This window comes from Methylomonas koyamae (assembly GCF_006483455.1).
Lineage (GTDB): Bacteria > Pseudomonadota > Gammaproteobacteria > Methylococcales > Methylomonadaceae > Methylomonas > Methylomonas koyamae_B.
Map to the genome: position 1 here is coordinate 126,832 of NZ_PPPU01000006.1, position 24,397 is coordinate 151,228.

Below are 24,397 nucleotides of genomic sequence, written 5' to 3' on the forward strand. Positions count from 1 at the left end.
TCCTACGCAACCGATTGCAGGCACAACGCCTGTTTGGCCACCGCATCCACCAGCGCCACGTTCAGCTCGCGGTTGCCGCGGAATTGCTGGATCGCGGCTACCAAGCCCTCGATCAGCATCCGTGCAGAGCCTTTGCTATAGGCATACAGGCGCTTGACCACCTCGTCGCTGACGTCCTCGTCGCCGAACGCGGCCTGGGTCAATGCGGCGGCATCGTCGGCGGTGATGCCCTTGACAGTTTCCGGCCAGAAGCCGGTGCGGCTGCGGATTTGGTCGAACTGGCCGTGGGCCGGGCGAATCAGGCCGGTAAGGTGTTCGGTGCCGGCTAGCACGATGCCGATGTTGGCCAGGTCGCGCAGCCGGCGCAGGGTGTGCAGCACGTGCGGTGTCAAGGTGTCGGCTTCATCGACGATCAACAGGCTGTCGGTGTTCTGCAGGCTGCTGATGACGGCCTGAAACTTGTCGTCGATGCTGCCTTTGCCCTCGTAGCCGGCCACGGTGCGGGCCAGCAGCTTGATCAGGCTTTGCACGGTCATGGTCGGCGTGGCCTCGATTAAGTAAGTGTTGGGTGTGGTGCGCTGGTAATGCTTGACGGCAAAGGTCTTGCCGGTGCCGACGAAGGCGCTCAATACTGCGAAGTTGCGGTAGCGACGGGCCATTTGGCAGGCGGTCAACGCCAGGCGGAACACGCTGGTTTCCACCGGCGCCACGGTATCGCTGGCGGTGTCGTCGGCGTGTTTCATGGCGTTGGCGACGTTGACCAGCATCTTGCTGGGGCTGGTGGCATAACTGCCACCCAGGATTTGGCTCAGCGTGCTGGCCGAGACGCGGGCCAGCCTGGCCAGGGCCGCTTGTTTGTAGTCGCGCTCGGATAGCCAGCCTTTGATCTGTTCGATCAGGGCGATATCGTCCGGCGTGTAGTGTTGGGGGTAGTTGCTCATAGGAACACCCGGCCTTCTGCGTCGCGCAGGGTGTCCAAAAACAAATCAAACTGACGATTAAAATGCGTGAAATCGATTGGCTGTATTGCCGCCAGAAAGTGTTTGTCCAGGCGATGAATAAACAGCTCAATCAGTCCTTTAAGAAGTGCAGTTAACTGATATTCATGCGATTGATCGGGAAGGCCTTTGAACGTCAATGCGGTTTCGCATCCAATATCGATTACCTCTAATGTCCTGACGTCAACATTGAAAACTATCCACAATTCTGAAAGATTCAGCTGCTTCTCAAGGTGCTGTTTACACCTCATCGCATGGGTAAATTTGATGTCATTGCTCATTTTTGTTACCTACTCAAAGTTAAAAAGATCAATCTCAATGGTTTCCGGCAGGGCCGGCGTGCTGTCCAACAGGGTTTGCGCCTCGCTGGCGACGGCGTCGGCGTCGATGACCAGGCCGGCGCGGGCGTTGAGTTCGTCCACCTTGCGCTGCAAGCGTTTGCGCTGGTCTTCCACCCGCTTGTCGTGGCGTTCTTCCAGGCGGTTTTTGTCCACCGCGTCGACGGCGTTGATCAAATGCGCATCGCAGATCCAGCGACCGTCCTGGGTGCGGATGACAGCGACGCTGTTGTCCATCAGGTCGTATTCCAGCACTACTTGCAGGTGGTTGTAGGCATGCAGGTCCGGATGGCCGTATTGGCGCTTGTTGTGGGTGATGCTGGCCCGGCGAACGGTCAGCACCACCGCCTGGCGCTTCATTTCCAGCAGGTCGGCATGCGGCGGCAGCGGCGACAACTCGCCCCACACCTGGGCGCGGCTGACGTGCTTGTTCTCCGGGTGCTGACGTTGCACGTAGCGGGCGATCCAGGCGTTAAAGGCGTCTGCGAACTCCATCAATGTGGGAGGTTGCAACTTGCCACTTTTGACGGCTTTGATGGTTTCGGCGCGGACCTCGTCGCACATGTCGTCGCCGCAGTAAAACGCCGGCCGCCAGGCTTTCAGAAAGTCGCGCTTCACTTCCACAAAGAAACGTTCGATCCAGCCTTTGCCGTGCGGGTTGCCGGGTATGGCATGAATCACTTCGATGTTGTGGCGGGCGTAAAAGCCGGTCATGTCGTCGCTCATCAGCTTGTTTTTATGACCAGAACCGTTGTCCACATAGAGAAACAGGGGCACGTGGTTCCAGCGGGCGAAAGTTTCCGCCCACAAGTTCTGCACGGCCGTGGTGCCTTCGTGCTCGTCGGCCCGCCAGCCCACGATAAAGCGGCTGCGCAGATCCATCGCTACGGTCAGCTCGGGCCGCCAAGGAAACTTGCCGTCGATCGGGTTGACCAGGTAAATGTCGGCCATGTAACCGTCGGCAACGTACACGTCGCCCGGCAAAGCGCGCTCGGTGCAGCGGCGGATGTAAGCCTTCTCGGTCAAGCGGTACAGCTTGCGACCAATCCGCGCCGGGCTGTGGCGGCCGAGCATGGCTGGGACGCTGTTGAGATAGCCGCGCACCTGGTCGTAGGTGCAGGCAAAGCCTTCCACCTCGGCCAGTTGCCGCCAGACCACCGACATTTCTGGCTGGCTGGGCTGGTTGTAATACTCCAGCGCCGGCCCCCACCAGGCCGGTTGTTCGGTGACGACGCGGCCCTTGTGTTGTTCCAACAGATCGACTCTACCGCCGCCGGCTTTGACCACCTTCAACCATTCGAACAACACGCTGCGGGTCGGCGCAGCGCGGTTAGCTTTGGCGGCCGTCTTCATCGCGTTTTGCAGGTACGGATGCAGCGCGCCGGTTTCCGCGCGGGCCAGCAAGGTTTCGATGGCTTTGTTGGCGCTAAACCCGTTGCGCTCCATGTCCAGATTGGTGTTGACGATATCGAACCGCGCCGTAGCGACCGCGCGCTGGCTGTCGTTGGCCTCTTTCCAAGGGTCGCGCTGGCGTAGCGCGATGACCTGGGCAGTGGGGCGCACGGCGGGGCTGTTATCGGCCATCTGTTGTACGAGTGGATTGGCGTTGCGGCGCATGGCTCATGCCCTCTATTTGTCCTTTTTGCTCGGCCGACCTGGGCGGTTGGGGCGTGCATCTTCCCGCTTGGCTTTGGCCGCTTCGTGCTTGCGCTCAATCAACGGGTAATCCAGCAGCCAGCGCTGCGCCTCGTCGTCGGTCAGCATGTGCTTGCTGGTGATGGTGTGGGGCAAATCAGCATGGTGCACGTGCTGGACAATATGCCCAATTACCGCAGCCGCGCGGGCGGCGATAACGTTGGCCGTTACCCACAGTTGTTCAATACGAAGGTCTTTTTCAGCCACTTCCATATCGTTCAACTGCTCGTTAAACACCGCTTGCAGGCTGTTTAACGCCACTTCGCATTCGGCTTGGTACGCCAAGCACTCTTCGCGGACGGTGTGAGTTTTCCAATGGAACTCGTAGTCGCGGTTGTCGCGCTGCTTGAATTTGTTGATCAGGGCGTCACGGTGCTCGACCTCGGCGTTCAGTTGCTGGTTGCGCCGCTCGGCGGCTTTCAGCAAATCGCGCAGTTGGTCGTAGGTCATTGTTTCGGCTTCGTCGAGAATGTCCTTACCGCTCTCTGCCGCTTGGTCAATCACTTCCTGCGGCATTTTTGCCAGCAACAACACCGGCTTTTTGCCGAGTTTCAGCATCTGTGCGCGCTTGGCGTTCGGCAGGCGGCTAAAGAACTTGGCGATGCGGATGGCCTCGTACACCCGCTCTTTCGCGAGGCCTGCTCCTTCAATCCATTCGATAAAGGTACCGAGTGCGCCGCGGCGCACTACCTCGTCGTCACTATCGTCCTGTGCGCCGGCGGCGGCCTTGATAGACTCTTGAGCCGCCCAAAATGCGAAGCCGGCGCGGCAGGTATGCAGCACACTGCGATTCAGTTCTTCAATGCCGGCTTGAAACAGCTCTTCAGACGATAAGCCGTTGATGCCGAATTCGCTCAGACACTCCGCCAACTGACTATCCAACGCTCCAGCGATTGCGCCGTCGACTAAAACGCCGTGTTGGGTTGTCGGCATTTTGATGTTTCCAGCGACTACGTCACTAACGCTGGGCAATCCGATACCCAAATCGATTTCTTGCTCAGACATTGCCGGTCTCCTCAATCAGCTTGTTCAATTTCTCCGCAATTTCGCGGCCCTGCCCAAAGTGCGCGCGACTGGTGCCGCGAATGACATTGGAGGCATTGCGGTAGCCGTATCCTTGGTCTTTCGCCCATTGCTTGAGCGTGCTACCGCGTTTTCGCAGCGCGTGTAGCGCCGCGTCTCTATCGACTGCTGCTGACATGTGATAAGCTCCGTTGTGTAATTCAGTCGCGTACATTGTGGTACTCATTTGAGTACCTGTCAACTCTTTTTTGGTATTCGTATGAGTAATTTTGGTGATCGATTGAAGGAAGAGCGGGAGCGTCTGCAACTGAGTCAAAGTGCATTCGGAGACATCGGCGGCGTGCGCAAACAAGCGCAGTTGCATTACGAGAAAGGGGAACGTTTTCCGGATTCGAATTACCTGGCGGCAATCGCTAACAGCGGGGTGGATGTTGCCTATGTATTGACCGGACAACGCACGCAGAATGCGGCCGTGACGCCAATGGAGGTCGCGCTGCTGGACAATTACCGGCATAGCGCGCGCGATGTGCAACTGGGTGTCAGCAAACTATTAGCAGAGACCGGCAGAGCGGTCGACCGGGCAAACTCTTTGGCTCAGTACCCGGAGCTCCCGATCTCAGGTTTAGGGCTGGGTACTCATTCGAGTGCTGTGCATAGCGAAGGCTTTGCCGGCGAGGGTAATGGAATATGAATATCGATCTGAAATGGTACGAAGTCCTAGGCGGCCTCGTGATTGGTATTGCCGCCATCGGCTATATGGCTACCAAAGAACAAGCCGACTATTTGCCAACATCCGCACCCGCTATTCAACTGGCATCCCAATCCGATGCAACTTCTACGCCTGTGCCAGACGGTTACCCTTATGGGGTTGACCAAACCGACCCGGACAATTTCGGTCAAGTTATGCAGTTGGCACTGCAAGGCAATTACCAAGCTCAACGCAATATAGCCTACGGCTTCGCCGCACAGCCCTATCACGGCCAACAGAAAAATCCGGTTTTGGCGTGCGCATGGTATTTGGTCGTGCTGAACTCAGGCAGCAAACATTTAGGTATCGGCGACGCGAGCAATGCCGAAATCTACTGCGGCAAACTGGAGCCCGATTTACTGGAAACTGCGAAACAACATGCCAGCCACTTTGCGGCGGAGATTGCTGAAAATACTAAATTTGGCAAATTGGACTAAAACGGAATTTTTATGAAACAGACTATCCTGACTATCGTAACTGTAATTTCTTTCATCATCGGCAGTGCCGACGCTGGCCAAGCCCGAAGCCAAACAGCAATTAGGGATTTTAAACAGGCGCATCCTTGCCCCACCAATGGCAATACTAAAGGCGCATGCCCCGGTTATGTGATTGATCACATAGAACCATTGGCCTGCGGCGGCGCAGATGCACCAACAAATATGCAATGGCAAACCACGGCCGACGCAAAAGCCAAAGATAAATGGGAGCGTTCCGATTGTCCTGGGCTTATGGATGTTAGAGGTCGCCGTTCATCATCCGGCTTTTTTAGCAAGCGGAAATCGACAACAGGCAAGCATTCGACCGGTGGCTCGGGATATGGCGGCAACGCACCCAGCGCACCGAGCGGCAGCGGTAATTATCACATCGGTCCTCGTGGCGGCTGCTACACGTACAACGGTAGCGGCAAAAAACAATATGTGGACCACTCATATTGCAGTTGAGTAATTTTGGAGGGGTGCGCGTATCAGCAAATAATTTATGAAAGTCACAAGCCTGTAACTCTTAAAACCAACTAATTAGTGAATCTAAAATGAGTGAAAATAGAAAACCATCCACATCCAACACAAGCAATGATCGTAGTAATACTAATGACTCTGCTGGCATAACTGAGAGTTTAAATTATGCCGACCTGGTAAAATCAGAAAAAGGCAAAATCTTTGAAGTGCAGAATAGCATGCCACCACCACCTCCGTTACCGCATGATGAGAGTGACTAATGAACAATCCGCAAGACGTACCAAAACTAAAACTGGACGCAAAAAAATGGGGATTGCTTTTCGATGTTCGCAGATCAGTTAGATACCATGACAGACGACGTGCATTTTTCGAACAATTACACCGTATCACCAGCCTTCTAACGATTGTTATGGCAGGGTCTTTCTTATTCGATCTTGGGAAGGATGGTGACGCAGCAGATTGGCTTAAATACCTTAGCGCATTTGCCGCAGCATGTGCCGCAATCGATATGGTAATTGGGTTTTCTAAACGATCAAATTTACATGCCGATTTGCGCGAAAAATTTGCAATGCTCGAAATTGATATGGTTACCGAAGATAACAGCGATCAGCATTTGCAGGGTTACCTGAAACGACGCTTACTCATAGAAAAAGATGAGCCACCAATATACAGGGTACTTGATGGTTTGTGCCGCAATGAATTACTAATTGCGGAGGGTTATAACAGAAAGGATCATCGTAGTTATTTTTTTAGATGTAATAGATTTCAGCGATTTACATCCCAACTGTTTCGTTGGGACAATGTTTTTTCTGCTTGAAACGGCGGAACACGCAGAATTGCGATGTTCTGGGATTAATGAAACGCAGTCGGATTGACAAGAGTTAACTCTAGTTCAGATTGGACACAAAGTACCAACGATTAGCTTGCCAAATACGCTTATGGAGGTAGAGCATGAAGAAGTTTGTAGAAGTTCCGCTAAATGATGTTACCTCGAAGATTGAAAATGCTTGGTTTCAAACTTGTCGCGAAAGAAAAGTGCCATTTATAACCGTCAAGAACAAGACAAAGTATGCAGATGTCCATTGGGACTATATTGCTTACCCAACGGAAGTAGATGTAATACTGGATAGTCTGGGAAATCAGCTCCGTGATTCAGCGATAGAGATCTTCAAGAAATATGCAAACAATAAATCTGAATACTCCGTGAATGGGCGACTTATTTGGTACAAAAACCTTGAACTCACAAAAGCCATTTTAGCCGCGGAAGAGCTTTATGACCTCATTGTCAGTTGCATAGACGACGCAACTAGGTCACAGAACAAAAATGGGATTAGTTGAAGCGCAAAATTCAACCAGCGCGCTGTTGAGCGTGCCGGTCGTTATGATTCGGCAGTGCTGGCCGAAGCGGTCCGGCAGCCATTTTCGCCAGCGCCAGGTATGTGTCATTTCGGATGGCATTCGAACACCTGGCTGCCGACGTAGAATCGGCCGAGAATTTTACATTCGGTAGCAACCTCGTGATAAGCCAAACCCCAGATACACCAGCCGAATAGCCATACCAGAGCATTCTTTAGCATCAGTTTAAAAAGCTGGTTTTTCACGGTTTATTCCCTCCCGGAAACACAATCCAAACAGTCACGCACGGCAGGACGTTGATGCACAGGCGCTTGTTGTTCGGCGACCAATGCGCACCGATCCACACGCTACCCCAGCGAAACAGCACGCCGGCTTTCATGGCGATACCCCCAACAACGCGCCGCGCTTAGCCTGCACGGGTTTATGTAGCGAAACATCCTTGGCGGCATCGAACCCGGCGGCCTCCGACTTCCAGTCGTTGCCATGCTTGGCTTCTGCACCGGATCGTTGGTCCGTTTTTAAATTCTCGCCAAATTTCTGCGCCTTATAGGCTTCTATAGCCTGTTGCTCCGCCTCGCTGCCGGCGAACTCGCGCACTTGTTGCGCAATGCCAGCCACCCAGGCCTGGCAAAATAAATCGGCTCTACGGATTTTAGTCGCGCGCTTAAGGTTTTTCCGCAACGACTCGGCATAGTTGGCCCGGTCGCGCGTGATGAGCCGCCTAAGCACATCGAACGTGTATGCCGCCAATTCCGGCTTTATGCCCAACCCCATGAATCGGATGCGGGTGTTGCGCTTGGCAATCCCAATATCCAGCCCCAGCGTCACTACCGCATGGCATCCAAACGCATCGGCAATGACATTCGCCAATTGGCATAAATAAACCGGCGGGCGATGCACCGATTTGGTATCGCTGGTTTCTTCATGCACCGTGGCCGCGGCCACGTCGCCGGACGTCAGGTTGTACCTTTTCATCAAAGCATCGGCCTGGCGTCTGGCAGCTTCGGCTTCGGCCGGGTTGTCGCTACTCGCCAGGGCCAGACATTTGGCGATTTTGTTTGCGATTTTTTTCAAGTCGTCAGGCGTCATCACGCATTACCCCGGCTTATTGGCTTTGATCCGGATGGTGCAGGTGAACTTACAGCGCGCGCATAGCGGCCCGAATAACGACCAGCCGACAAACAGATACAGGTATTTGCGGCCGATCCGGATGTAGGCTCTGATCATCCAATAGCCGTCGTCGCGTATCCAGAGAGCGTCGCGGTCCTGCGTGTCGCCCCAATCAGCGCGAAAGTTCGGATCGTCCGGACAGCCGAGCGTCATGTAGTTAAAGCGGTTGCCGCCGTTGCGCCACAGCCAGCGGATACGGTTCCAGAGGCTGAGCGGGTCGCTGCCGGGCCGGATATGTTCGGTGCGCCAGCCGTCGTCCCCGGACAGATCGTTGTCGATGGTTTCCAGCCAGGTGAATGGAAACAGCAAAAAGCGTTTGTCGTTGGTGGTAAAGGACGCCACGGCAATGGGCGCCAGCGGGTAGCGGGCAACGGCGACCAGCAAATGCAGCGGCAGGTACAGCAGCCATTGCACGATTCTGAGTGTGAGTTTCATCGGAGTTTCCTGTGGGGTTAAGACGCGGCGAACGATACGCCGGCGGCCTGCCGTTGCTTACCCTGGAAACGTTTCCAGCCTGACCGGCCTTCGCGCGCGCGCGTAAATTTCACCCTGCATTTGATTCGATTTTGAATCGTCATTAACGCAGGAGACTGAGATGAAATTACCGAGATTGTCTGTGTGGGCGGGCATAAGCCTGCTGCTGTTGGCCGTGATTGCGCTGCTGTATCCGCAGCAGATCGGCGTAGCGCTATTTAAGGTCGCGCTGGTGACGACGGCCGGCGTGGTGGGTTATTACCTGGACCGGGCGTTGTTTCCGTATGCGCGGCCGGATGGGTATTTGGCCGAACACCCGCATAACCGTTACAAGCCGCTGGCCAACAAAAATGATGCCGATATCCGTGTCAACGAGGGCTATCACTTGGTGTTTGCCCTGGCGATGCTGCGCCGGGCGCTGATCGTGGCCGCCGCGATGCTGGCCGTGGGCCTGGGGGCGTAATGGCACGCCGCAGCTTACATTTGGCCGACATCGCCCGCGAATTGCTGGCGTTGTTCGGCGGCATTCTGGTGATATTGATGGGCGTGCATTTGCTGTCCGGTCCGGCCCAGGCCGCACCTATCGTACCGCGCGCTGCCATCGCTTATCGTTCCGATCTTACCCGCATCGCCCATGCCGAATGGGGACTGGCTGCGCCGGTGGCGGTATTTGCCGGGCAAATCCATCAAGAGAGTGGCTGGCGGCCGGAGGCGGTGTCCCGCGTCGGCGCCAGGGGCATGGCGCAGTTCATGCCGGCCACGGCGGTGTGGTGGTGCCAGGTGCAGCGCCTACCAGCCGAGGATTGCCAGCCGGCCAATCCGGTTTGGTCGATGCGTGCCTTGGTGGGGTATGACCGCTGGCTGTATCAACGGGTATCGGGTGATTCTGATTTCGACCGGCATTGGGCAGCATTGCGCAGTTACAACGGCGGCCTGGGACATTGGTTGAACGAGGCTAAAAACGCCGGCAGCTATCAGCGCGCGGAGGTGGACCGCGCTTGCGGATCGGCCAGCCGCGCGGCCGTGCATTGCGCCGAAAACCTGGGTTATCCCCGGCGCATTCTATTTACTCTGCAACCTCTCTACTCCGCTTGGGGCGGGGAGGTTACGCCATGACTCGCATTTATCTCGCCGGCCCGATGTCCGGCATCGCTGACTTCAATTACCCGCTGTTCAACGCAACTGCCGAAAAGCTGCGCGCCAAGGGTTACCACGTGGAAAACCCGGCCGAGAATCCGGTACCCGAGGGCAACAGTTGGCGTGAGTATATGCGGCTATCCATTCGGCAGATGTTGACCTGCGACATGGCCGTGTTTTTACCGAATTGGGAGCAATCGCGCGGCGCCCAGCTGGAGCATGAAGTGGCGACGCAATTATCCATGCCTATCCGTATGGTGGGCGATCTTCTTGCGGAGGACGCATGAATTCATTAGCGATAGCCGGCTTGGCCGGCCTGATCTGCGGCCTGGGCGGCGGCGTCTATGTGACCGAAGCGGTGATGGGCGAACGGATTGCAATCATGGAAGCCAGCCAGGCCAAGGCTGTGGCCGCATCCGCGCAAATTTACCACCGCCGGTTTGTCGACGAGCAATCCCGCGGCGATGCGCTGTCCAATCGGTTGGCGCACACCGAATCCGATTTAAACCTACGCACCCTGGAGGTGACCCGTGCCGTTTCTAAAGTTACTACTGGCCGCGCTTGTCTTGGCGATGCTGCTGTCCGCCTGCTCAACGGCGCCCCGCGTGACGATCCAACCGTGCCCCAAGCCGCCGGCGCATCTGTTGCAGAGAGTGCCGCCATTGCCACCGATACCGACGTCGCCGGCTGGATCGGCGCCACCCAGTATCAATACAACATCTGCCGAGCCCGGCTAGATGCATTAATCGATTTTGAAGAAGGACGTCCCGATGACCGAGAACAATAACGAAACGGCTGTTGCCCAGGCACTGGGCCAGTTGACTGGCGAACTACGGGTGATGCATCAAAGCCTGACGGCCGCCATCGAAGCGATTCGCGCCGATTTGCACCGCAGTGAGGACGCAACGCGCGAGCAAATGGCGCAGATGGAGTCGCGACTGATGAAGCATATCGATGACATGGGCTCCCGAGTCGGTGCGTTGGAGGCGGCAGATAAAAGCCAAGCCGTCGATATCGCCAAAAACGGTGCATTGGGCGGCTTGGTCAGTGGCGTGATTACCGCTGTGACGATCGAGCTGATTAAACGCCAAATGCACTAGGGGCACTCGTGGCGCATACACAAGAAACGCGGGACAACGTCCGCCGTATCTACATAGAGGGCATGCCGCTGACCGGCGCCGCCGCGTGTTGCGGCGTGAGTTACGACACGGCACGCGAATGGAAACGCGCTGCCAAGGAACGCGGCGACGATTGGGATACCGCGCGAGCTGCGTATCGCGTCAGCGAGCTGGGCGTGGATGAGTTGAACAAGCAGCTGGTTGAGGATTTTGCTCGCCAGGTGATTACCACCACCCGGGAGCTGGAAGGCTCCAGCCTGCCGGCGTCGGAAAAGGCGTTGTTGTTGGCGCAGCTGGCCGATGCCTATGCCAAGTTCAGCAAGGCGTTCAGTCGCATCAATCCGCAGTTTAGCGGGCTGAGCGTGGCGCTGGATACGTTGAAGACTGTGGTCGATTTGCTGCAAAAGCGCGATCCGCAGGCGTTGCGGGCTTTGCAGCCGCATATTGATGAGATTGGGGCGGTGTTGGGGAAGAGGTATGGGTGATTTGCGATTGATTGAGGCGATATCGCCGGCTAAACGAAACCGATTGTTAGTCAGTTTTAAGCTTGTGTGCCCGTGCGGTTATGAATCTAAACAGTCCGAGCCTATCACTCTCAAAAAAGCGGAAGCGGATATGTTCTTAATGGGTGCGCTGGATGCTGCCAAGTTAACGCATGACTGCAAAAATGTCTGAATCCATCGACATCCAGGAAGTCCGCAACTGGCGCGAGTTCGAAAAAGAGCTGGCCGTTCTCGGCGAGCAAATCCGCCAGCAGATCGAGCTGGAGTGCGAGGCGTTTGCCACCGATCCGGCAGCCAGCAAGGAACGTCGGGAACGCGCCTGGCACGACTACGGCTATTTCTGCAAAACCTATTTTCCGCACTACGTCCCCACGCCGCATTTCAGCCAGTTTCACGAGTTCATTTTCCTGCGCTTTCCGCAAGTGATCGACGGCGCTGCCGACGGCCGCGAGGTGCATCAAGCGCCGCGCGGCGAGGCCAAATCGACTTACGAAACCCAGCTCGGTTCGCTGTGGTGCATCGTCACCGGTCGCAAGCACATGATCGGCATCATCATGAACACCGAGGAACAGGCGGCGGAGATGTTGGAAAGTATCAAGGCCGAGCTGGATACCAATCCGCGCTTGGCGATGGACTTTCCGGAAGCCTGCGGCCGGGGCCGGGTATGGCAAGCGACCACGGCCATCACCGCCAACAATATCAAGGTGCGCATCGGCGGTACCGGAAAAAAAATCCGGGGCATGAAGCACGGCCCGCACCGGCCGGATTTGATCTTCCTGGACGATTTGGAGAACGACGAAAACGTCAAGGACAAGGGCCAACGCGACAAGGTGCAGAAGTATGTGCTGAGTGCGGTGCTGGGCTTGGCTGGACCGGGCGGCGGCATGGATGTGTTTTGGGTCGGTACCAGCTTGCATTACGACGCCGCGATCAACCGCGTCAGCCGCGCACCGGGCTGGCGGCGGAAGGTGTTTCGGTCGATTTTGAAATGGCCGGACCGGATGGACCTTTGGGACCAGTGGGAAGCGCTGTACACCCGCAGCGGCGACGACGATGAAAAGGAACGGTTCGAAGCCGAGGCGCTGGCGTTTTACGAAGCCAACAAGGCGGAAATGGATGCCGGCGCGGTGGTCAGTTGGCCGGAGGTACGGCCGCTGTACCGGTTGATGTGCATGCGGGCGATTAATCACGACGCCTTCAGCCAGGAACAGCAAAACGAGGCCGGCAACGATGAAAACGCGCCGTTTAAGGATATTCAGTTTTGGGTTAACCGGTTGGCGGATTGGGTGTTTTTCGGTTCGATAGACCCGTCATTGGGCAAGAAAGGCACGGTCAAGGGCGACCCGTCGGCGATTCTGGTCGGTGGTTTGGACCGTAAGAAGATGACGCTGGACGTGGTGGAAGCCGATATCTGCAAGCGGGTTCCAGAGTTAATCATTACCAGAGCAATTGACTATCAGATTGAGTATCAATGCCTGGCGTGGGCGGTAGAAACTGTGCAGTTTCAATTTTTTCTGCATACACAGTTAATAAAAGAGGCGGCGCGCCGTTCTATTGCATTTCCGGGAATTCCGGTGCAGCCGGATACTGACAAAGCGCTGCGGATTATCAGTTTGCAGCCATACGTTAATAATGGCCTGATTCGGTTACATCGGAATCAGTCAACCATGACCGAGCAATTGAAGTTCTGGCCCGAGGCCACTCACGACGACGGCCCGGATGCGCTGGAAATGCTGTGGCAGATCGCCAAACAGTTTGGCGGCGAATTTGAATACACCCCGGCGGGCGGCGGACGCGGCAAACGCCGGTCTACCAGCCGTCGGAGTGCTGATTATGATGAGGATTGGGATGATGACTAGGTCAGATGCATATTTCGAAGGGCAAGAAGCGGGCGAATTGGGTGCTACTGACGCCGATTGCCCATATCCAATTGGCAGTGATGAGGCTATGGATTGGCTGGATGGTTTGATGTCAGTAGGAGATTATGACGATGATTAAACAAGCCAAAGCCGCCCTGGCCGCGCTGGCGGGCGTCAGCAAGAAAGGCCTGCAAGTGTTGCAAGCCGGCGCTCGCTCAACGCAAAGCACGCCGATGAATTACAACAGCGTCAATACGCTGGACCCGACCCGGCTGGCGAATGCCTTTGCCCAGGCCGACCATGGTTATATCACCGATCAGGCCACGCTGTTCGAGCTGGTCGAAGAGCAAGACGCGCATATTTTTTCGGAGCTGGCCAAGCGCCGCCGCGCGGTGACTGGGTTGAATTGGGACTTGCATCCGAAAGACGATGCCAACCAGGCGGAGATCGATCGGGCCAAAGAGCTGAAAAACATGCTGTGCCAGATCAAAGGCGTTGACGATTCAGGGCAGCGAAAATACCAAAGCTTTTCCGACGTGCTGTTCGATTTAACGGATGCGATAGGCAAAGGTCTGGCGGCACAAGAGATTCAGTGGCGCACCGGCGCGGAATGGGTGCCGGCGGCCTTGCATTGGGTGCCGCAGCGGGAGTTTCAAATCGATATCAAAAGCGGCGAGTTGATGTACCGCAAAAACGGCATGCCGGAGTCGCTACGCGAGTGGGGCTGGGTGATTCACGAGCACCGGGCGAAGTCGGGCTACATCGAGCAGGCCGCGCTGTTCCGGGTCCTGGCGTGGACTTATGCCTACAAAGCCTACAACGTGCGCGACATGCAGCGATTCCTGGAAGTGTACGGCATGCCGCTGCGCTTGGGTAAGTATCCGGCCGGCATTGGCAAGACCGAACGCGACCAGTTATTGCGCGCGGTGCGCAATATTGGCAACGACGGCGCCGGCATCGTGCCCAGCACCATGACCATCGATTTCGTCACCCAAAGCTCGACCGGCAATGTCACCGATTTTTTAAACGCGATCCAGTATTGGGAGCGCAAGCAATCGATGGCCATCCTGGGCGGGACGTTGACCAGCCAGGCCGACGGCAAGACCAGTACCAATGCGCTGGGTGCGATTCATGACAAGGTGCGGCGCGAAATCATGCTGCACGACGTGCAGCAGATTCAACCGACCGTCAACCGCGATATCGTCCGGCCGATTGTGCTGTTGAACGGGATGTTTGCTGAAGATCGCATCCCGGAATTTTGCTACGACACGTCCGACGAAGTGGACCAAAAGGCGATGGTGGAGGTGTTGGAGAAAGGTGCGGCGTTGGGCATGGAAATCGATGTCGATTGGGCACACCGGGCGTTGCAGATTCCGCGCGCAGGCGATCAGGCAAAGATTTTGACGACGGCGGGCCGTGCTGCGGCGCCGAGTCCGGCCGGGGCGGCGTTGTCCCGTCTGGCAGCGCTGGCCAGGCAACAACAGGACGGCGATATCGTCGGCAATTACAGCCAACAATTGGCCGCGCTATGCATGCCGCACGAAGAGGCGGCAATTCAGCAAATTGCGGCGGTGGTGGCGGCGGCCGGTTCGTTTGATGAGGCGATTGCCGGCATCGAGGCTCTGAATTTGGATAGTAACGCCTGGGCCGAGTCGTTGCAGCTGGGCATGGCGGCGGCGCATTTGGCCGGGCGCGGCGATATCGGCGGTGCAAAATGAGTGTGCATATCGAATGGACGCAGGGCGTGGCGCGGACGTTCGATCCCGGCAAGCGCTTCGAGGATGCGGCGCCGTTCGTATCCGTCGTGAAATTGGACAAAATCGGGCCGGATACGGTGCTGCTGTCGGCGGATTTGTCGCAACGTAAACTCAGTCGCGGCGATATCGCCGATTTGAAAGCCGAATTAACCGCGGCCGGGTTTGAGTTGGTGCATTGCTGGCGCAAGATCGGCCGCAAAGTGCCTTACGGCGGCAGAGTGATCCGCACCAAGGGCCAACTGGCACTGTGGGAGATACCGTTGTGACCGATTCGCCGGCCAAGCTGCCGTTTAATGAGGCGATTGATTTTTATAAGGCCAAAATCCAGCTGCCAACCGCCAGTTGGACGGATATTTGGCAGGAGCAGCACAGCCACGCTTTTGTCGTAGCCGGTGCGGCGCACGATGCCTTGGTGGAAGACTTCTATAACGCGATTTTCGATGCCAAGCAGAACGGCGGCGGTTATGAGGATTTTCGCGGGCAGTTTGATGAGATTGTGGCTAAGCACGGCTGGAGTTATAACGGTTCCGCCGGCTGGCGGAGCAAAATCATCTACGACACCAATATCAATCAATCGTACAACGCGGGACGGTGGCAGCAAATACAGGCTGTTAAACACTTGCGGCCTTATTTAGAGTATGACCATACCTCCATTGAGCATCCGCGCCTGGAGCATAAGGCCTGGGATGGTCTGATTTTTTCGGTTGATGATCCAGTAGTTGACGTCATTTCACCGCAGAACGGTTGGGGCTGCAAATGTCGCTGGAATTCGTTGTCGCAATGGGAGGCGGAGCAGTTGTGGACTGCCAAGGGTATGTCCGGGCCTGATAATTTGGTACTCGAATGGGAAGAAAAGACGGTCGGCAGCAAAGGTGCGTCGCCGCGCACTGTACGAGTGCCGAAAGGGATCGACCCCGGCTTTGCGTATAACCCCGGCAAGGCGTATCTGGAACCGCTGACGGTGCCGCCGTTGACGGGTTACGACGCGGTGTTGAAACAGCGCGATAAGCCATGGCCAACGGATTTTGTAAAGCCGGGCAAATCAAAGGCGACAAATGTTTCATCCAAGATCATTAATCCTCCGGGCGCCGTTCCGGAAGAAGCCGTAGCTGAATATCTGGATATTTTTGGGGCGACGATGGATCAAGGCGTGGCATTTACCGATGCGGCTGGCAGTACCTTGGCGATTACCAAGGCGCTATTTCAAGACGGCAAAGGCGATTTCAAATGGCTGGCCAGCGAACGCAAAGCCGAACGGTTGCGGTATATCAATTTGATGGCGATGGCCTTGATTGAGCCGGATGAAATCTGGTGGCTATGGGTTAAAGATCATCACGAAAAAGGTAAATGGCGGCTCAAGCGGCGTTATCTGCGCGCATTCACGGTCGATGGCGAGAAAACCTATGCCGTGACGGTATTTGAGTGGGGCAGCAATGGCTGGACGGGTTCGACAACGTTTATGACGAATCAGCCGACAGAGGATTTACGCGAGGAGTATTTCGATAAGCAGCGCAACGGCCGCTTGGTGTTCAAGAAGGGTGATTGAGCCAAGCTTCTGCACAAACTTGGCAGCAGGATCGGGTTTGAGGGCCATGCAGAACCGCAGCTCCGTCACCATGATACTTATTATATAGGCGATGAACGATTATGCAATTTGAGATCGAGTTTGATACCAGTCACTTGGATCATATTTTGGAAGCGGCCAGGCGTGAGATTGCAACACCGGAGGAGATGCTGGGCAGTATCGGCGAGTCGTTGTTACGGGTTAACCGGAAGCGGCATGAAAAAGGCGTAGATCCGGAGGGCAAGGCGTGGAAGCCGCTGTCGGCGATGACGTTGGCCGAGGGTAAGCGTAAGGGCGGGCCGCTGAAAAAAACCGGGCGGATGTTGGCGAGTCTGAATTATCAGGTGTCGGCGAATACGTTGATTTTGGGGTTTGACGGTGCGAGGGATGCCAAGTTGGCGGCAATTCACCACGGCGGTACCGATCCCTATGTGATTCGGCCGCGAAATAAGCAAGCGTTGGCGTTTGGGGGAATTGTGCGGCGGCGGGTGAATCATCCAGGCTTACCCAAACGGGAGTTGCTGGGCTTTCCGGAGAGCGACAAGAATTTGGTGGAGCATGTGACGATCGATCATCTCACCCGGGTTTTAAACCGGGTTCGATGATCGTTTGAAGGGGATTTAATCGGCGTATTCGGCGACTTCGCAGTGGATCACGAAGCCGGTTAGATATGGCAGGTTTTTCGGTATGCCGTATTCTTTCGAGGTCATTTTGCTGATCTTCCAATTCATCCATTGGTCGACGGCGGCGGCGATCGCATCGGTTAGGTCGGGATTTAGTAAAAGATGGTTTAGGACGGTATCGCCAAATTGGCGGCCGTATCGGCTGTCTAAAAAGGGCTGGATGGTTTCGAATGGCTGATGGGTGGCATCGGCAATTTTTTTAACCGCTATGGGCCATGCGGCGGCCGGGTCGGTATGCCCATCTAAAGTGCCCCAAAAGCCCCATTCGGTATTGTGTGTTTGCGGGATGTTTTGCGCCATTGTTTCTCTCCGTCGTTGTGTTGTGTTGACGGTATTGACGCTCTGTTGCGGCAGGTTTTCAAGCGAAAACCGGGGGAAAATACCCGTATTACGCGGCTAATTTATGCCGATATTCTCGGGATATTTCCTACAATTGAGCCCGATTTTGTCCGGAATTCAAGATTTTTGACGTTACGGTGAGAATCTAGTGTTTTCGCGGGTTTCCGGGCGAAATGGGGTTAGTTAACCCGTCCCGTTTTCACCCCCTCCCTACTACCGGTGTGGTGCTGTCCGGCAGGGTTTCGAACAATTGCAGGGTGATCCAGTAGGCGCCGACGCTGCCTCCCAGGGCATTGGAGGCGTTGCGGATGGCCATGTCCAGGTGTTCGTGGATGTCGCCGGTATTGCCGAATTGGCCGATCACGCCGGGGCCGTTTTGCACGCCGGATGTGGTGAACGTGGTGACGTTACCCAAGGCATCGGAGACTTCGATATGCTCGCCGTTGGGTGCCGAGTTCGACCAGATACTGCCGTCCCAGACTTTCAAATTGCCCAGGCCGCTAAACCATAACCAGTTGCCGGCACCGAAGGCGCCCAATGCGGTGTTGGCGTCGTAGCCCGGATCGTCGGTGCGGTAAAGTCCGCCCGACAAATCGCCGAAATCGGCTTCGAACCAATCGCCGTTGACGAAGATTTGACCGTTAGCTTTCCACGGCTGAATGTCGCCGTCGTGTTGGTCGGCTGCCGAAGCGGCGGTTAAATTCAAGCTCAAACCCAGTGCCAAAATTGGTGCTATCCATTGATTACGCATGAACGATCTCCTTAAAACAAAAATAAAAACCTGACAAAAAATACGAGGAAGTGTGAGGTGTCTCACGATGCAACAATATAACATTACTGATATGCGATGCAATCGGGAATTTGCCTCAATTCATCTTGTGCTCTGCCGAGTTCAGTATTAGCAAACCATAAACCGATATGTCTCGGCAGCGGCCATAGCCGTGGTCCTTAGCGCTAAGGATGGGTTAGTCGTTCGATGCGGGCATACGCGGAATGGTTGTGTATCGACTCGAAGTTTTCCGATTCCACTGTGTAGGCGCCGATGCGCGGGTCGGCGTCCAGCCGGGCGGCGACGTCGCGCACCATGTCCTCGACGAATTTGGGGTGGTCGTAGGCGTATTCGGTGACGTATTTTTCGTCCGGTCGCTTCAGCAAGCCGTAGATTGGCGACGAGGCTTCGGCTTCGACCAGCGCAATCAGCTCTTCAAGCCAGATAAATTCGCTGGCCGCCACGGTAATCGTCACATGTGACCGCTGGTTGTGGGCGCCGCGCTCGGAAATTTCCTTGGAACAGGGGCACAGGCTGGTGACCGGCACTACGATTTTGACTTTGATCCGGCAGCCGTTGCTGTCGATTTCGCCGATGAAGCTGACCTGATAATCCAACAGACTGCGTACGCCGCTGACCGGCGCGGCTTTTTCGACGAAGTAGGGAAAGCGCATGTCGATATAGCCGGATTCGGCTTCCAGTCGCTGTAGCATTTCCTGCAGCATGACCGGAAACGAGGCAATGCTGATCTCCCGGTCGTGGCCATTCAAAATTTCCACGAAGCGCGACATGTGGGTGCCCTTGAAGTCGTGCGGCAGATTCACGTACATATCAAAACGAGCCACGGTATGTTGTTCGCCGCAGCTACGGTCTTTGACCCGCACCGGATGCAGGATGTCTTTGATGCCGACTTTGTCGATGGCGATGCGGCGACTGTCGGCTCGGGCTTGGATGTCTTCGATGGGGATCATGGGTTTTAATAGCTGTTACGGTTCTGTGGCGTTTTGCAGGCTGGGTAGAGCGAAGCGAAACCCAGCGGATAGGCTTTCAATGCTGGGTTTCGTTTCACTCTACCCAGCCTGCATTCGATATTGTCAGTCATGCACCTTAAACCTGGGCCGCTCGCCGAAGTCGGCGTCGTTGACCGCGTATTGGCCGAGTTTCAGGCTGTAGAAGCGATCGAAGTGGTGTTTGACGGTGCGGGCGATGCCGGCGTCGTAGACCGGGGCGACGGTTTGCGCCAAGCCGGCCGGGCGGTCGAGAATCTGGCCGTCCTTCACCACCAGTCGGCCGTTTTTGAACAGCAAGGCCGCGTCGGCGAAGACGGCCCGGTAGTCGGGGTGAGCGCCAGCGTGCCGGCCCGGATCGTACACGGCAACGTCGGCCACGGCGCCGGGGGCGAGATGGCCGCGGTCGTTGAGGCCCAACAATTTGGCGGCGGCGGAGCGGGTCATGGTTGCAACTTCGCTCAGGCTCAATTCGCGTTTCAGGCCCGGCAACAAGGTCAACGCCAAGGCCTCCTGGTTCAAGCGCGCCATACATTGTTGTCGATAATCGGCGTCCATCAGCAAACGCAGCAGTTCCGGGTAAGCGGTGAACGGTGCGCCGTTGGGATGGTCGGTGGTGAAGAACAGGCGCTCCGGCGCCTCGGCCAGTAAAAACAGTTCCAAACCAATCGCCCATTGCAGGGTGTTGACGAAGCTGGCTTCGCGGTAGCGGTAAGGCACCACGCCGCCGGAGCCTTCGGTTTCGGCGTCCCACATGACATATTTGCTCGGGCTGGCGTCGGCGTGGCGGCTATATTGAGCGATAACGTCGCCGGAGATGGTCACCGTTTGGCCGAACAACACTTGGCCGACGTCCATGGTGATGTTGGGGTGGCGGTTGAAGGCCTCCAGCAGCTTGGCTGCCGCCGAGGAAAAGCCTTTGGCGCCTTCCGTGCCGTAAGCGTAAAACTGGACGTGGGCCAGATGCATCGGCAGGCCTTGCGCGGCTTCCATGGTGGCGACGATGGTCTCGACGTTGCCGGGAATGCCCAGGTTGTTGCAGTGAACGTGCGGTGGATGCGGCACGCCGAGCTGATGCACGGCCGTTTGCAGGGTTTGCAAAATCTGCCGTGAGCTGACGCCGTAATCCGGCACGATATCGTCCAAACCGAACTGGCGGACGTTGCTTTTAAAGGCGTTGGCGCCGCCGGCGTTGATGATTTTCAGACCCAGGGCGCGGGTGGCTTTCAAAGTCCAGGCCACGTAATCGTTGATCTGGTTCTGGCCGGCCTTGGCCCGCATCAAGCGCAGCAGTAAATCGTCATTACCGAGTATCGCCAGCGCGGCGGTGTCCAGAATCGGAATATCGGCCATTTGCAGGTGTACGTCCAAGGCGCCGACCGGCAGCATCGCCGGCTCGACCACGGTGGTGTAGCCCATGCGGGCGTAGCGATAACCGGTGTCGGTGCTGGACCATTTGGCTGTCGAAAAGGGGTGATTCAGCCGACGCGCCATATGGGTGCGGTGCTGCTCAGGTAGCAACAGCCGGGCGGTGTTGACGTTACCGCCGGCGATGTGGCTGTGGATGTCGATGGCTCCGGCCATCACAATCTTGTCTGTCGCGTCGTAAACTGCGTCGAGACGGGCATCCGGGCCGGGATCTTCGACGATCACGCCGTCGCGGATGAACAGGTCGCCGGCTTGGCCGTGCAGGTTTTGGCTGGGGTCGTAAATCGATCCGTTGTGGAGTTTGATCAGCATGTGGGGGTACGCACCAGTGGCATTAAGTTAAGGCTTAACCAAGCGTCCTTCGACAAACTCGGGATGACCGGTTAAGCCTGGCGACATTGGGGGATACGCATCGCGTAACATGTTCAAGGTTACGGATGAATTGATGTTCAAAGGCTACGGACGCATACCCTACGCTTTACAACATATCCAAGGTCAACAACAGCCGGCGCGGCTGCACCGCGGTCGGGGCCGGCGAGCGGTGCACCAGGCCGTGGCCCTCGTTGCCTTCCCAATGTTCGCCCTTCATCAGGCCCACCGCATAGGCCGGCATTTGCTGAATCGCGGTCGGATCGGCAATCAGGCCGGAGCAGTCGTCGGGCTGGCCGCAAGCGCCCATGCCCAGCTTGGTGCGGTCAACGGCGTATTCGGGCAGCCATTCGGTGCCGATGCCGCCGTAGCTACAAATCAGCCGGGCCGGCACTCTATCGACGTGAAACCGCGGACACATGGCCTTGTCCAGTGTGCGCAGGCGCAGGCCGGCCTCGCGCTGGCCGAACAGTTCGCAGAAGGCGGCGGTCAGCAGTCGCAGGTCGTCCAGCCAGGCTCGGTAACCGGACAATTGCGCCGCTTGCGGCCAGAGCCGGTCGAAGTCGTAACGTTCGGGATCGACCAGGGCACTGAGCTCCACGCCGACCTTACCGGTCAGCGCAGCATATACGAAGGTCTCGATGTCGCGCGGCAGCGGCCGCTCGATCAGACACAGGTTGACGTCGTCCTCGTAAATCCGCGCCAAATCTGCGAAGCGATTGGAAATCACGGTTTTGGTGGCGGGACGTATCGCCAGCGACCGGAATGGGCCGGAAAATAGCGCCGGCGCGGCGGCAGGCTGGGCAAGAGGCACGCGAGAAAACATGGGAGCTCCTTAAGGGGTTAACAGGGATTGTTCGAACAGGACGATGCCTTGCATGAAGGCAATGCCGAGCGCGAACGAGGCGCTTTGGCCGCCGAGATGGCGGAAGCTGGAACGCTCGTGCAACACCGGGATCAGATCCGAAGCGGCGATGTAGATAAAGCCGCCGGCGGCCACCGGTAGCAACACCAGCAAGGACGATTCGGCGACTTGGCTGAGCAGCAGTGTGAACAAGGCACCCGGCAGTACGCTCAGCGAGCAGTAGAAGTTGTACAGCACCGCTTGCCGGGGCCGGTAGCCGCCGCGCAGCAAGGCGCCGACATCGCCGAGTTCCTGCGGCACTTCGTGGGCGACGATGGCCAGCGTGGTGGTCCATCCCAATATCGGGTCAGCCAGAAAGCTGCCGGCGATCAAAATGCCGTCCACGAAGTTGTGGATGGCGTCGCCGATCAGGTTCATTTTCGCCAGCGGTAAAATCTCGGCGCCGGGCCGGGTATCGACGTTGTGGTCGTGGCGCCAGCGCACCAGTTTTTCCAGCACGAAAAAGCCGAACACGCCGACCAGCACGGTCAAACACACGTCGCTGACGGAGCCGTGGCGGGCGACCGCATCCGGAATCAGATGAATGAAGGCGTCGCCGAGCAACACGCCGACCGCCAGCGCCACCAGAAACGGAACGATGCGTTTTAAGGTTTCCGCGGGCAGCCATAGCGCGAAGGCGCTGGACAACGAGCACAAGCTGACGGCGAGACTGGCGGCGATGGTTGGCAACATAACGTTCATGCGGCTAGCCTCGTTGTTTGAGAAAATGGTATTGGTGGTGCGAGCTGTAGATGAAATTGGCTAAGCGTTCGGGCAGTACGTGCGATACGAGATGGGCAGTCATGGCGCCGAGTATCAGCAAGCAGGTGGCGGCGAGCCGGCGCCGACGCGCCGGATCATCCTGCAAGCGCGTGACGATCCAAAGAATTAGTAGGACCTCGCCGCCGATTAAGTGCAGATAGCTATCCGCGCTCGCCATCGCTAAACCATTGGGGAAAGTTATCGCGGTAGCTGCGCCAGGCGAGTGGGCCGGCGGCCAGCTCTGCGTCGGTCAGCAGGCAGGCATCGAGTTCGCGACAGACTTGTTCGGCATCGACGTTTTGGCCGATGAACACCAGTTCTTGGCGGCAATCGCCGTAGGGTTCTTGCCAATGTTCGCGAATGTCTTCCAGGTACTCTTCCGGCCATTGATCCTCCGGCACCGACGCCCACCAACGTCCGGCCAGACCGTGGCGCATGATGCCGCCAGCTTGCGACCAGTTGCCGGCGTGCTCGGGTCTGGAAGCCAGCCAAAAAAAGCCTTTGGAGCGCAGTAGGGTGCCGTTTTCCCACTCGCCTTCGTGCAAATGCCGGTAGAAGCGTGTTGGATGGAAAGGGCGGCGGGCAGAGTACACAAAGCTGCTGATGCCGTATTCTTCCGTCTCGGGAACATGCTCGCCGCGCAATTCCTTGAGCCAGCCGGGTGCCTGTTCGGCTTTTTCAAAATCGAATAGCCCGGTATTCAATACTTTGCCGAGGTCGACTTGACCCATGACTATCGGCACGATTTCGGCGTCGGGATTCAGGCTGTGCAAGATGGCCTTGAGGTTGACGATTTCGTCACTGCTGATCAGATCGATCTTGGAAATCAGGATCACGTTGGCGAATTCGATTTGATCGACCAGCAGGTCGGCGACATTGCGCTCGTCGTCTTCGCCCAAAGCCTCGCCGGCTTCCTTCAGACTCAGGGCTTCCTGGTAGTTGCGCATGAAGTTGACCGCGTCTACCACGGTTACCATGGTATCCAGTCGGGCGATGTCGGCCAGGCTGGCGCCGGTTTCGTCGCGAAAGGTGAAGGTTTCGGCGATCGGTAGTGGCTCGGCGATGCCGGTGGATTCGATCACCAGATAATCAAAGTGGCCGTCCCTAGCCAGATTGCCGACCTCGATCAGCAAGTCCTCTCGCAGGGTGCAGCAAATACACCCGTTGCTCATTTCGACCAGTTTTTCCTGGCCACGATTCAGTTGCACCTCGTTTTTGACCAGAGCGGCGTCGATGTTGACTTCGCTCATGTCGTTGACGATCACCGCCACCCGCCGGTTTTCGCGGTTATTGAGAATATGATTTAGCAGCGTGGTTTTGCCGGCGCCGAGAAAGCCGGACAACACGGTGACAGGTAATTTGGATGCGGCGGATGGATTCGGTGTCATGGGTGTAGATGTTATATTATAACAATTGGAATTTCAAAAAAAGGCGCGTTTT

Annotated in this window: 31 protein-coding genes; 16 read left to right on the plus strand and 15 right to left on the minus strand. The window is 56.7% G+C overall.

The window, feature by feature from the left end; translation table 11 throughout:
• Positions 1-2 precede the first annotated feature (2 nt).
• The 5 genes from C2U68_RS03100 to C2U68_RS03120 are packed head-to-tail and all read right to left on the minus strand — an operon-like array spanning position 3 to position 4,232.
• Complete coding sequence (locus C2U68_RS03100; RefSeq protein WP_140911038.1) at positions 3-941, minus strand: AAA family ATPase; 939 nt, start codon at positions 939-941, stop codon at positions 3-5.
• Complete coding sequence (locus C2U68_RS03105; protein WP_140911039.1) at positions 938-1,279, minus strand: hypothetical protein; 342 nt, start codon at positions 1,277-1,279, stop codon at positions 938-940. The genes C2U68_RS03100 and C2U68_RS03105 overlap by 4 nt, the downstream gene beginning before the upstream one ends.
• 9 nt (positions 1,280-1,288) lie before the next feature.
• On the minus strand, positions 1,289-2,953 hold the full coding sequence (locus C2U68_RS03110; RefSeq protein WP_140911040.1) for a DDE-type integrase/transposase/recombinase: 1,665 nt from the start codon (positions 2,951-2,953) through the stop codon (positions 1,289-1,291).
• A 12-nt stretch (positions 2,954-2,965) separates the two neighbouring features.
• Positions 2,966-4,036 (minus strand): hypothetical protein, encoded by a 1,071-nt coding sequence (locus tag C2U68_RS03115; RefSeq protein WP_140911041.1) that lies wholly within the window; start codon positions 4,034-4,036, stop codon positions 2,966-2,968.
• Entirely contained in the window at positions 4,029-4,232 is a 204-nt protein-coding gene (locus C2U68_RS03120) for a DNA-binding protein (RefSeq protein WP_140911042.1), read from the minus strand. Before C2U68_RS03120 ends, C2U68_RS03115 begins: the two co-directional genes overlap by 8 nt.
• A gap of 81 nt (positions 4,233-4,313) precedes the next feature.
• On the opposite strand from C2U68_RS03120, the gene C2U68_RS03125 reads away from it, so the two are divergent.
• The 5 genes from C2U68_RS03125 (at position 4,314) to C2U68_RS03145 (ending at position 7,096) form a co-directional block, all read left to right on the plus strand.
• Positions 4,314-4,745: a helix-turn-helix domain-containing protein gene (locus C2U68_RS03125; RefSeq protein WP_186289481.1), complete on the plus strand. Its 432-nt coding sequence runs from the start codon at positions 4,314-4,316 to the stop codon at positions 4,743-4,745.
• Positions 4,742-5,239 (plus strand): hypothetical protein, encoded by a 498-nt coding sequence (locus tag C2U68_RS03130; RefSeq protein WP_140911043.1) that lies wholly within the window; start codon positions 4,742-4,744, stop codon positions 5,237-5,239. Before C2U68_RS03125 ends, C2U68_RS03130 begins: the two co-directional genes overlap by 4 nt.
• Before the next feature lie 12 nt (positions 5,240-5,251).
• Positions 5,252-5,743, plus strand: a complete 492-nt coding sequence (locus C2U68_RS21070; protein WP_186289482.1) for an HNH endonuclease — start codon at positions 5,252-5,254, stop codon at positions 5,741-5,743.
• A gap of 274 nt (positions 5,744-6,017) precedes the next feature.
• A complete protein-coding gene (locus C2U68_RS03140) occupies positions 6,018-6,575 on the plus strand; it encodes a hypothetical protein (RefSeq protein ID WP_140911044.1) in 558 nt (185 codons plus the stop codon).
• Positions 6,576-6,709: 134 nt separating this feature from the next.
• Positions 6,710-7,096: a hypothetical protein gene (locus C2U68_RS03145; RefSeq protein WP_140911045.1), complete on the plus strand. Its 387-nt coding sequence runs from the start codon at positions 6,710-6,712 to the stop codon at positions 7,094-7,096.
• A 104-nt stretch (positions 7,097-7,200) separates the two neighbouring features.
• Here C2U68_RS03145 and C2U68_RS21075 read toward each other — a convergent pair whose 3' ends face one another.
• The 3 genes from C2U68_RS21075 to C2U68_RS03155 form a co-directional block, all read right to left on the minus strand.
• Positions 7,201-7,359, minus strand: a complete 159-nt coding sequence (locus C2U68_RS21075; protein ID WP_186289488.1) for a hypothetical protein — start codon at positions 7,357-7,359, stop codon at positions 7,201-7,203.
• A 130-nt stretch (positions 7,360-7,489) separates the two neighbouring features.
• A complete protein-coding gene (locus tag C2U68_RS03150; protein ID WP_140911046.1) occupies positions 7,490-8,203 on the minus strand; it encodes a DUF2786 domain-containing protein in 714 nt (237 codons plus the stop codon).
• Positions 8,204-8,209: 6 nt separating this feature from the next.
• Positions 8,210-8,719, minus strand: coding sequence for a hypothetical protein (locus C2U68_RS03155; RefSeq protein ID WP_140911047.1), 510 nt, complete (start codon positions 8,717-8,719; stop codon positions 8,210-8,212).
• 160 nt (positions 8,720-8,879) lie between these two features.
• Here C2U68_RS03155 and C2U68_RS03160 point away from each other — a divergent pair, with 160 nt between their 5' ends.
• From C2U68_RS03160 to C2U68_RS03210, 11 genes are all read left to right on the plus strand, one after another.
• Positions 8,880-9,221 carry a putative holin gene (locus tag C2U68_RS03160; protein WP_140911048.1) on the plus strand — a complete coding sequence of 114 codons (342 nt, stop codon included), beginning with the start codon at positions 8,880-8,882 and terminating at the stop codon, positions 9,219-9,221.
• Positions 9,221-9,874, plus strand: a complete 654-nt coding sequence (locus C2U68_RS03165; protein WP_222101859.1) for a transglycosylase SLT domain-containing protein — start codon at positions 9,221-9,223, stop codon at positions 9,872-9,874. The genes C2U68_RS03160 and C2U68_RS03165 overlap by 1 nt, the downstream gene beginning before the upstream one ends.
• Complete coding sequence (locus C2U68_RS03170; protein WP_140911049.1) at positions 9,871-10,182, plus strand: DUF4406 domain-containing protein; 312 nt, start codon at positions 9,871-9,873, stop codon at positions 10,180-10,182. The genes C2U68_RS03165 and C2U68_RS03170 overlap by 4 nt, the downstream gene beginning before the upstream one ends.
• Entirely contained in the window at positions 10,179-10,682 is a 504-nt protein-coding gene (locus C2U68_RS03175; RefSeq protein WP_140911050.1) for a hypothetical protein, read from the plus strand. Before C2U68_RS03170 ends, C2U68_RS03175 begins: the two co-directional genes overlap by 4 nt.
• Positions 10,666-10,995, plus strand: coding sequence for a hypothetical protein (locus C2U68_RS03180; RefSeq protein WP_140911051.1), 330 nt, complete (start codon positions 10,666-10,668; stop codon positions 10,993-10,995). The genes C2U68_RS03175 and C2U68_RS03180 overlap by 17 nt, the downstream gene beginning before the upstream one ends.
• A gap of 8 nt (positions 10,996-11,003) precedes the next feature.
• A complete protein-coding gene (locus C2U68_RS03185) occupies positions 11,004-11,498 on the plus strand; it encodes a DUF1804 family protein (protein ID WP_140911052.1) in 495 nt (164 codons plus the stop codon).
• Between the two features lie 182 nt (positions 11,499-11,680).
• Entirely contained in the window at positions 11,681-13,375 is a 1,695-nt protein-coding gene (terL, locus tag C2U68_RS03190) for a phage terminase large subunit (protein ID WP_140911053.1), read from the plus strand.
• A gap of 125 nt (positions 13,376-13,500) precedes the next feature.
• Complete coding sequence (locus tag C2U68_RS03195; protein WP_140911054.1) at positions 13,501-15,093, plus strand: DUF935 domain-containing protein; 1,593 nt, start codon at positions 13,501-13,503, stop codon at positions 15,091-15,093.
• Positions 15,090-15,398, plus strand: coding sequence for a hypothetical protein (locus C2U68_RS03200; RefSeq protein WP_140911055.1), 309 nt, complete (start codon positions 15,090-15,092; stop codon positions 15,396-15,398). The genes C2U68_RS03195 and C2U68_RS03200 overlap by 4 nt, the downstream gene beginning before the upstream one ends.
• A complete protein-coding gene (locus tag C2U68_RS03205) occupies positions 15,395-16,678 on the plus strand; it encodes a PBECR2 nuclease fold domain-containing protein (RefSeq protein ID WP_140911056.1) in 1,284 nt (427 codons plus the stop codon). The genes C2U68_RS03200 and C2U68_RS03205 overlap by 4 nt, the downstream gene beginning before the upstream one ends.
• A gap of 101 nt (positions 16,679-16,779) precedes the next feature.
• Positions 16,780-17,301, plus strand: coding sequence for a phage virion morphogenesis protein (locus C2U68_RS03210; RefSeq protein WP_140911057.1), 522 nt, complete (start codon positions 16,780-16,782; stop codon positions 17,299-17,301).
• A gap of 15 nt (positions 17,302-17,316) precedes the next feature.
• Here C2U68_RS03210 and C2U68_RS03215 read toward each other — a convergent pair whose 3' ends face one another.
• From C2U68_RS03215 to zigA, 7 genes are all read right to left on the minus strand, one after another.
• Complete coding sequence (locus C2U68_RS03215) at positions 17,317-17,679, minus strand: hypothetical protein (RefSeq protein WP_140911058.1); 363 nt, start codon at positions 17,677-17,679, stop codon at positions 17,317-17,319.
• A 238-nt stretch (positions 17,680-17,917) separates the two neighbouring features.
• Positions 17,918-18,469, minus strand: a complete 552-nt coding sequence (locus tag C2U68_RS03220; RefSeq protein ID WP_140911059.1) for a hypothetical protein — start codon at positions 18,467-18,469, stop codon at positions 17,918-17,920.
• 203 nt (positions 18,470-18,672) lie between these two features.
• Complete coding sequence (folE2, locus tag C2U68_RS03225; protein WP_140911060.1) at positions 18,673-19,458, minus strand: GTP cyclohydrolase FolE2; 786 nt, start codon at positions 19,456-19,458, stop codon at positions 18,673-18,675.
• A gap of 123 nt (positions 19,459-19,581) precedes the next feature.
• A complete protein-coding gene (locus C2U68_RS03230) occupies positions 19,582-21,234 on the minus strand; it encodes a formylmethanofuran dehydrogenase subunit A (protein WP_140911061.1) in 1,653 nt (550 codons plus the stop codon).
• A gap of 166 nt (positions 21,235-21,400) precedes the next feature.
• Positions 21,401-22,117, minus strand: a complete 717-nt coding sequence (locus C2U68_RS03235) for a DUF1826 domain-containing protein (RefSeq protein ID WP_140911062.1) — start codon at positions 22,115-22,117, stop codon at positions 21,401-21,403.
• Between the two features lie 9 nt (positions 22,118-22,126).
• Positions 22,127-22,897, minus strand: coding sequence for a ZIP family metal transporter (locus C2U68_RS03240; protein ID WP_140911063.1), 771 nt, complete (start codon positions 22,895-22,897; stop codon positions 22,127-22,129).
• A 221-nt stretch (positions 22,898-23,118) separates the two neighbouring features.
• Positions 23,119-24,345: a zinc metallochaperone GTPase ZigA gene (gene zigA / locus C2U68_RS03250; RefSeq protein WP_140911065.1), complete on the minus strand. Its 1,227-nt coding sequence runs from the start codon at positions 24,343-24,345 to the stop codon at positions 23,119-23,121.
• Positions 24,346-24,397 lie beyond the last annotated feature (52 nt).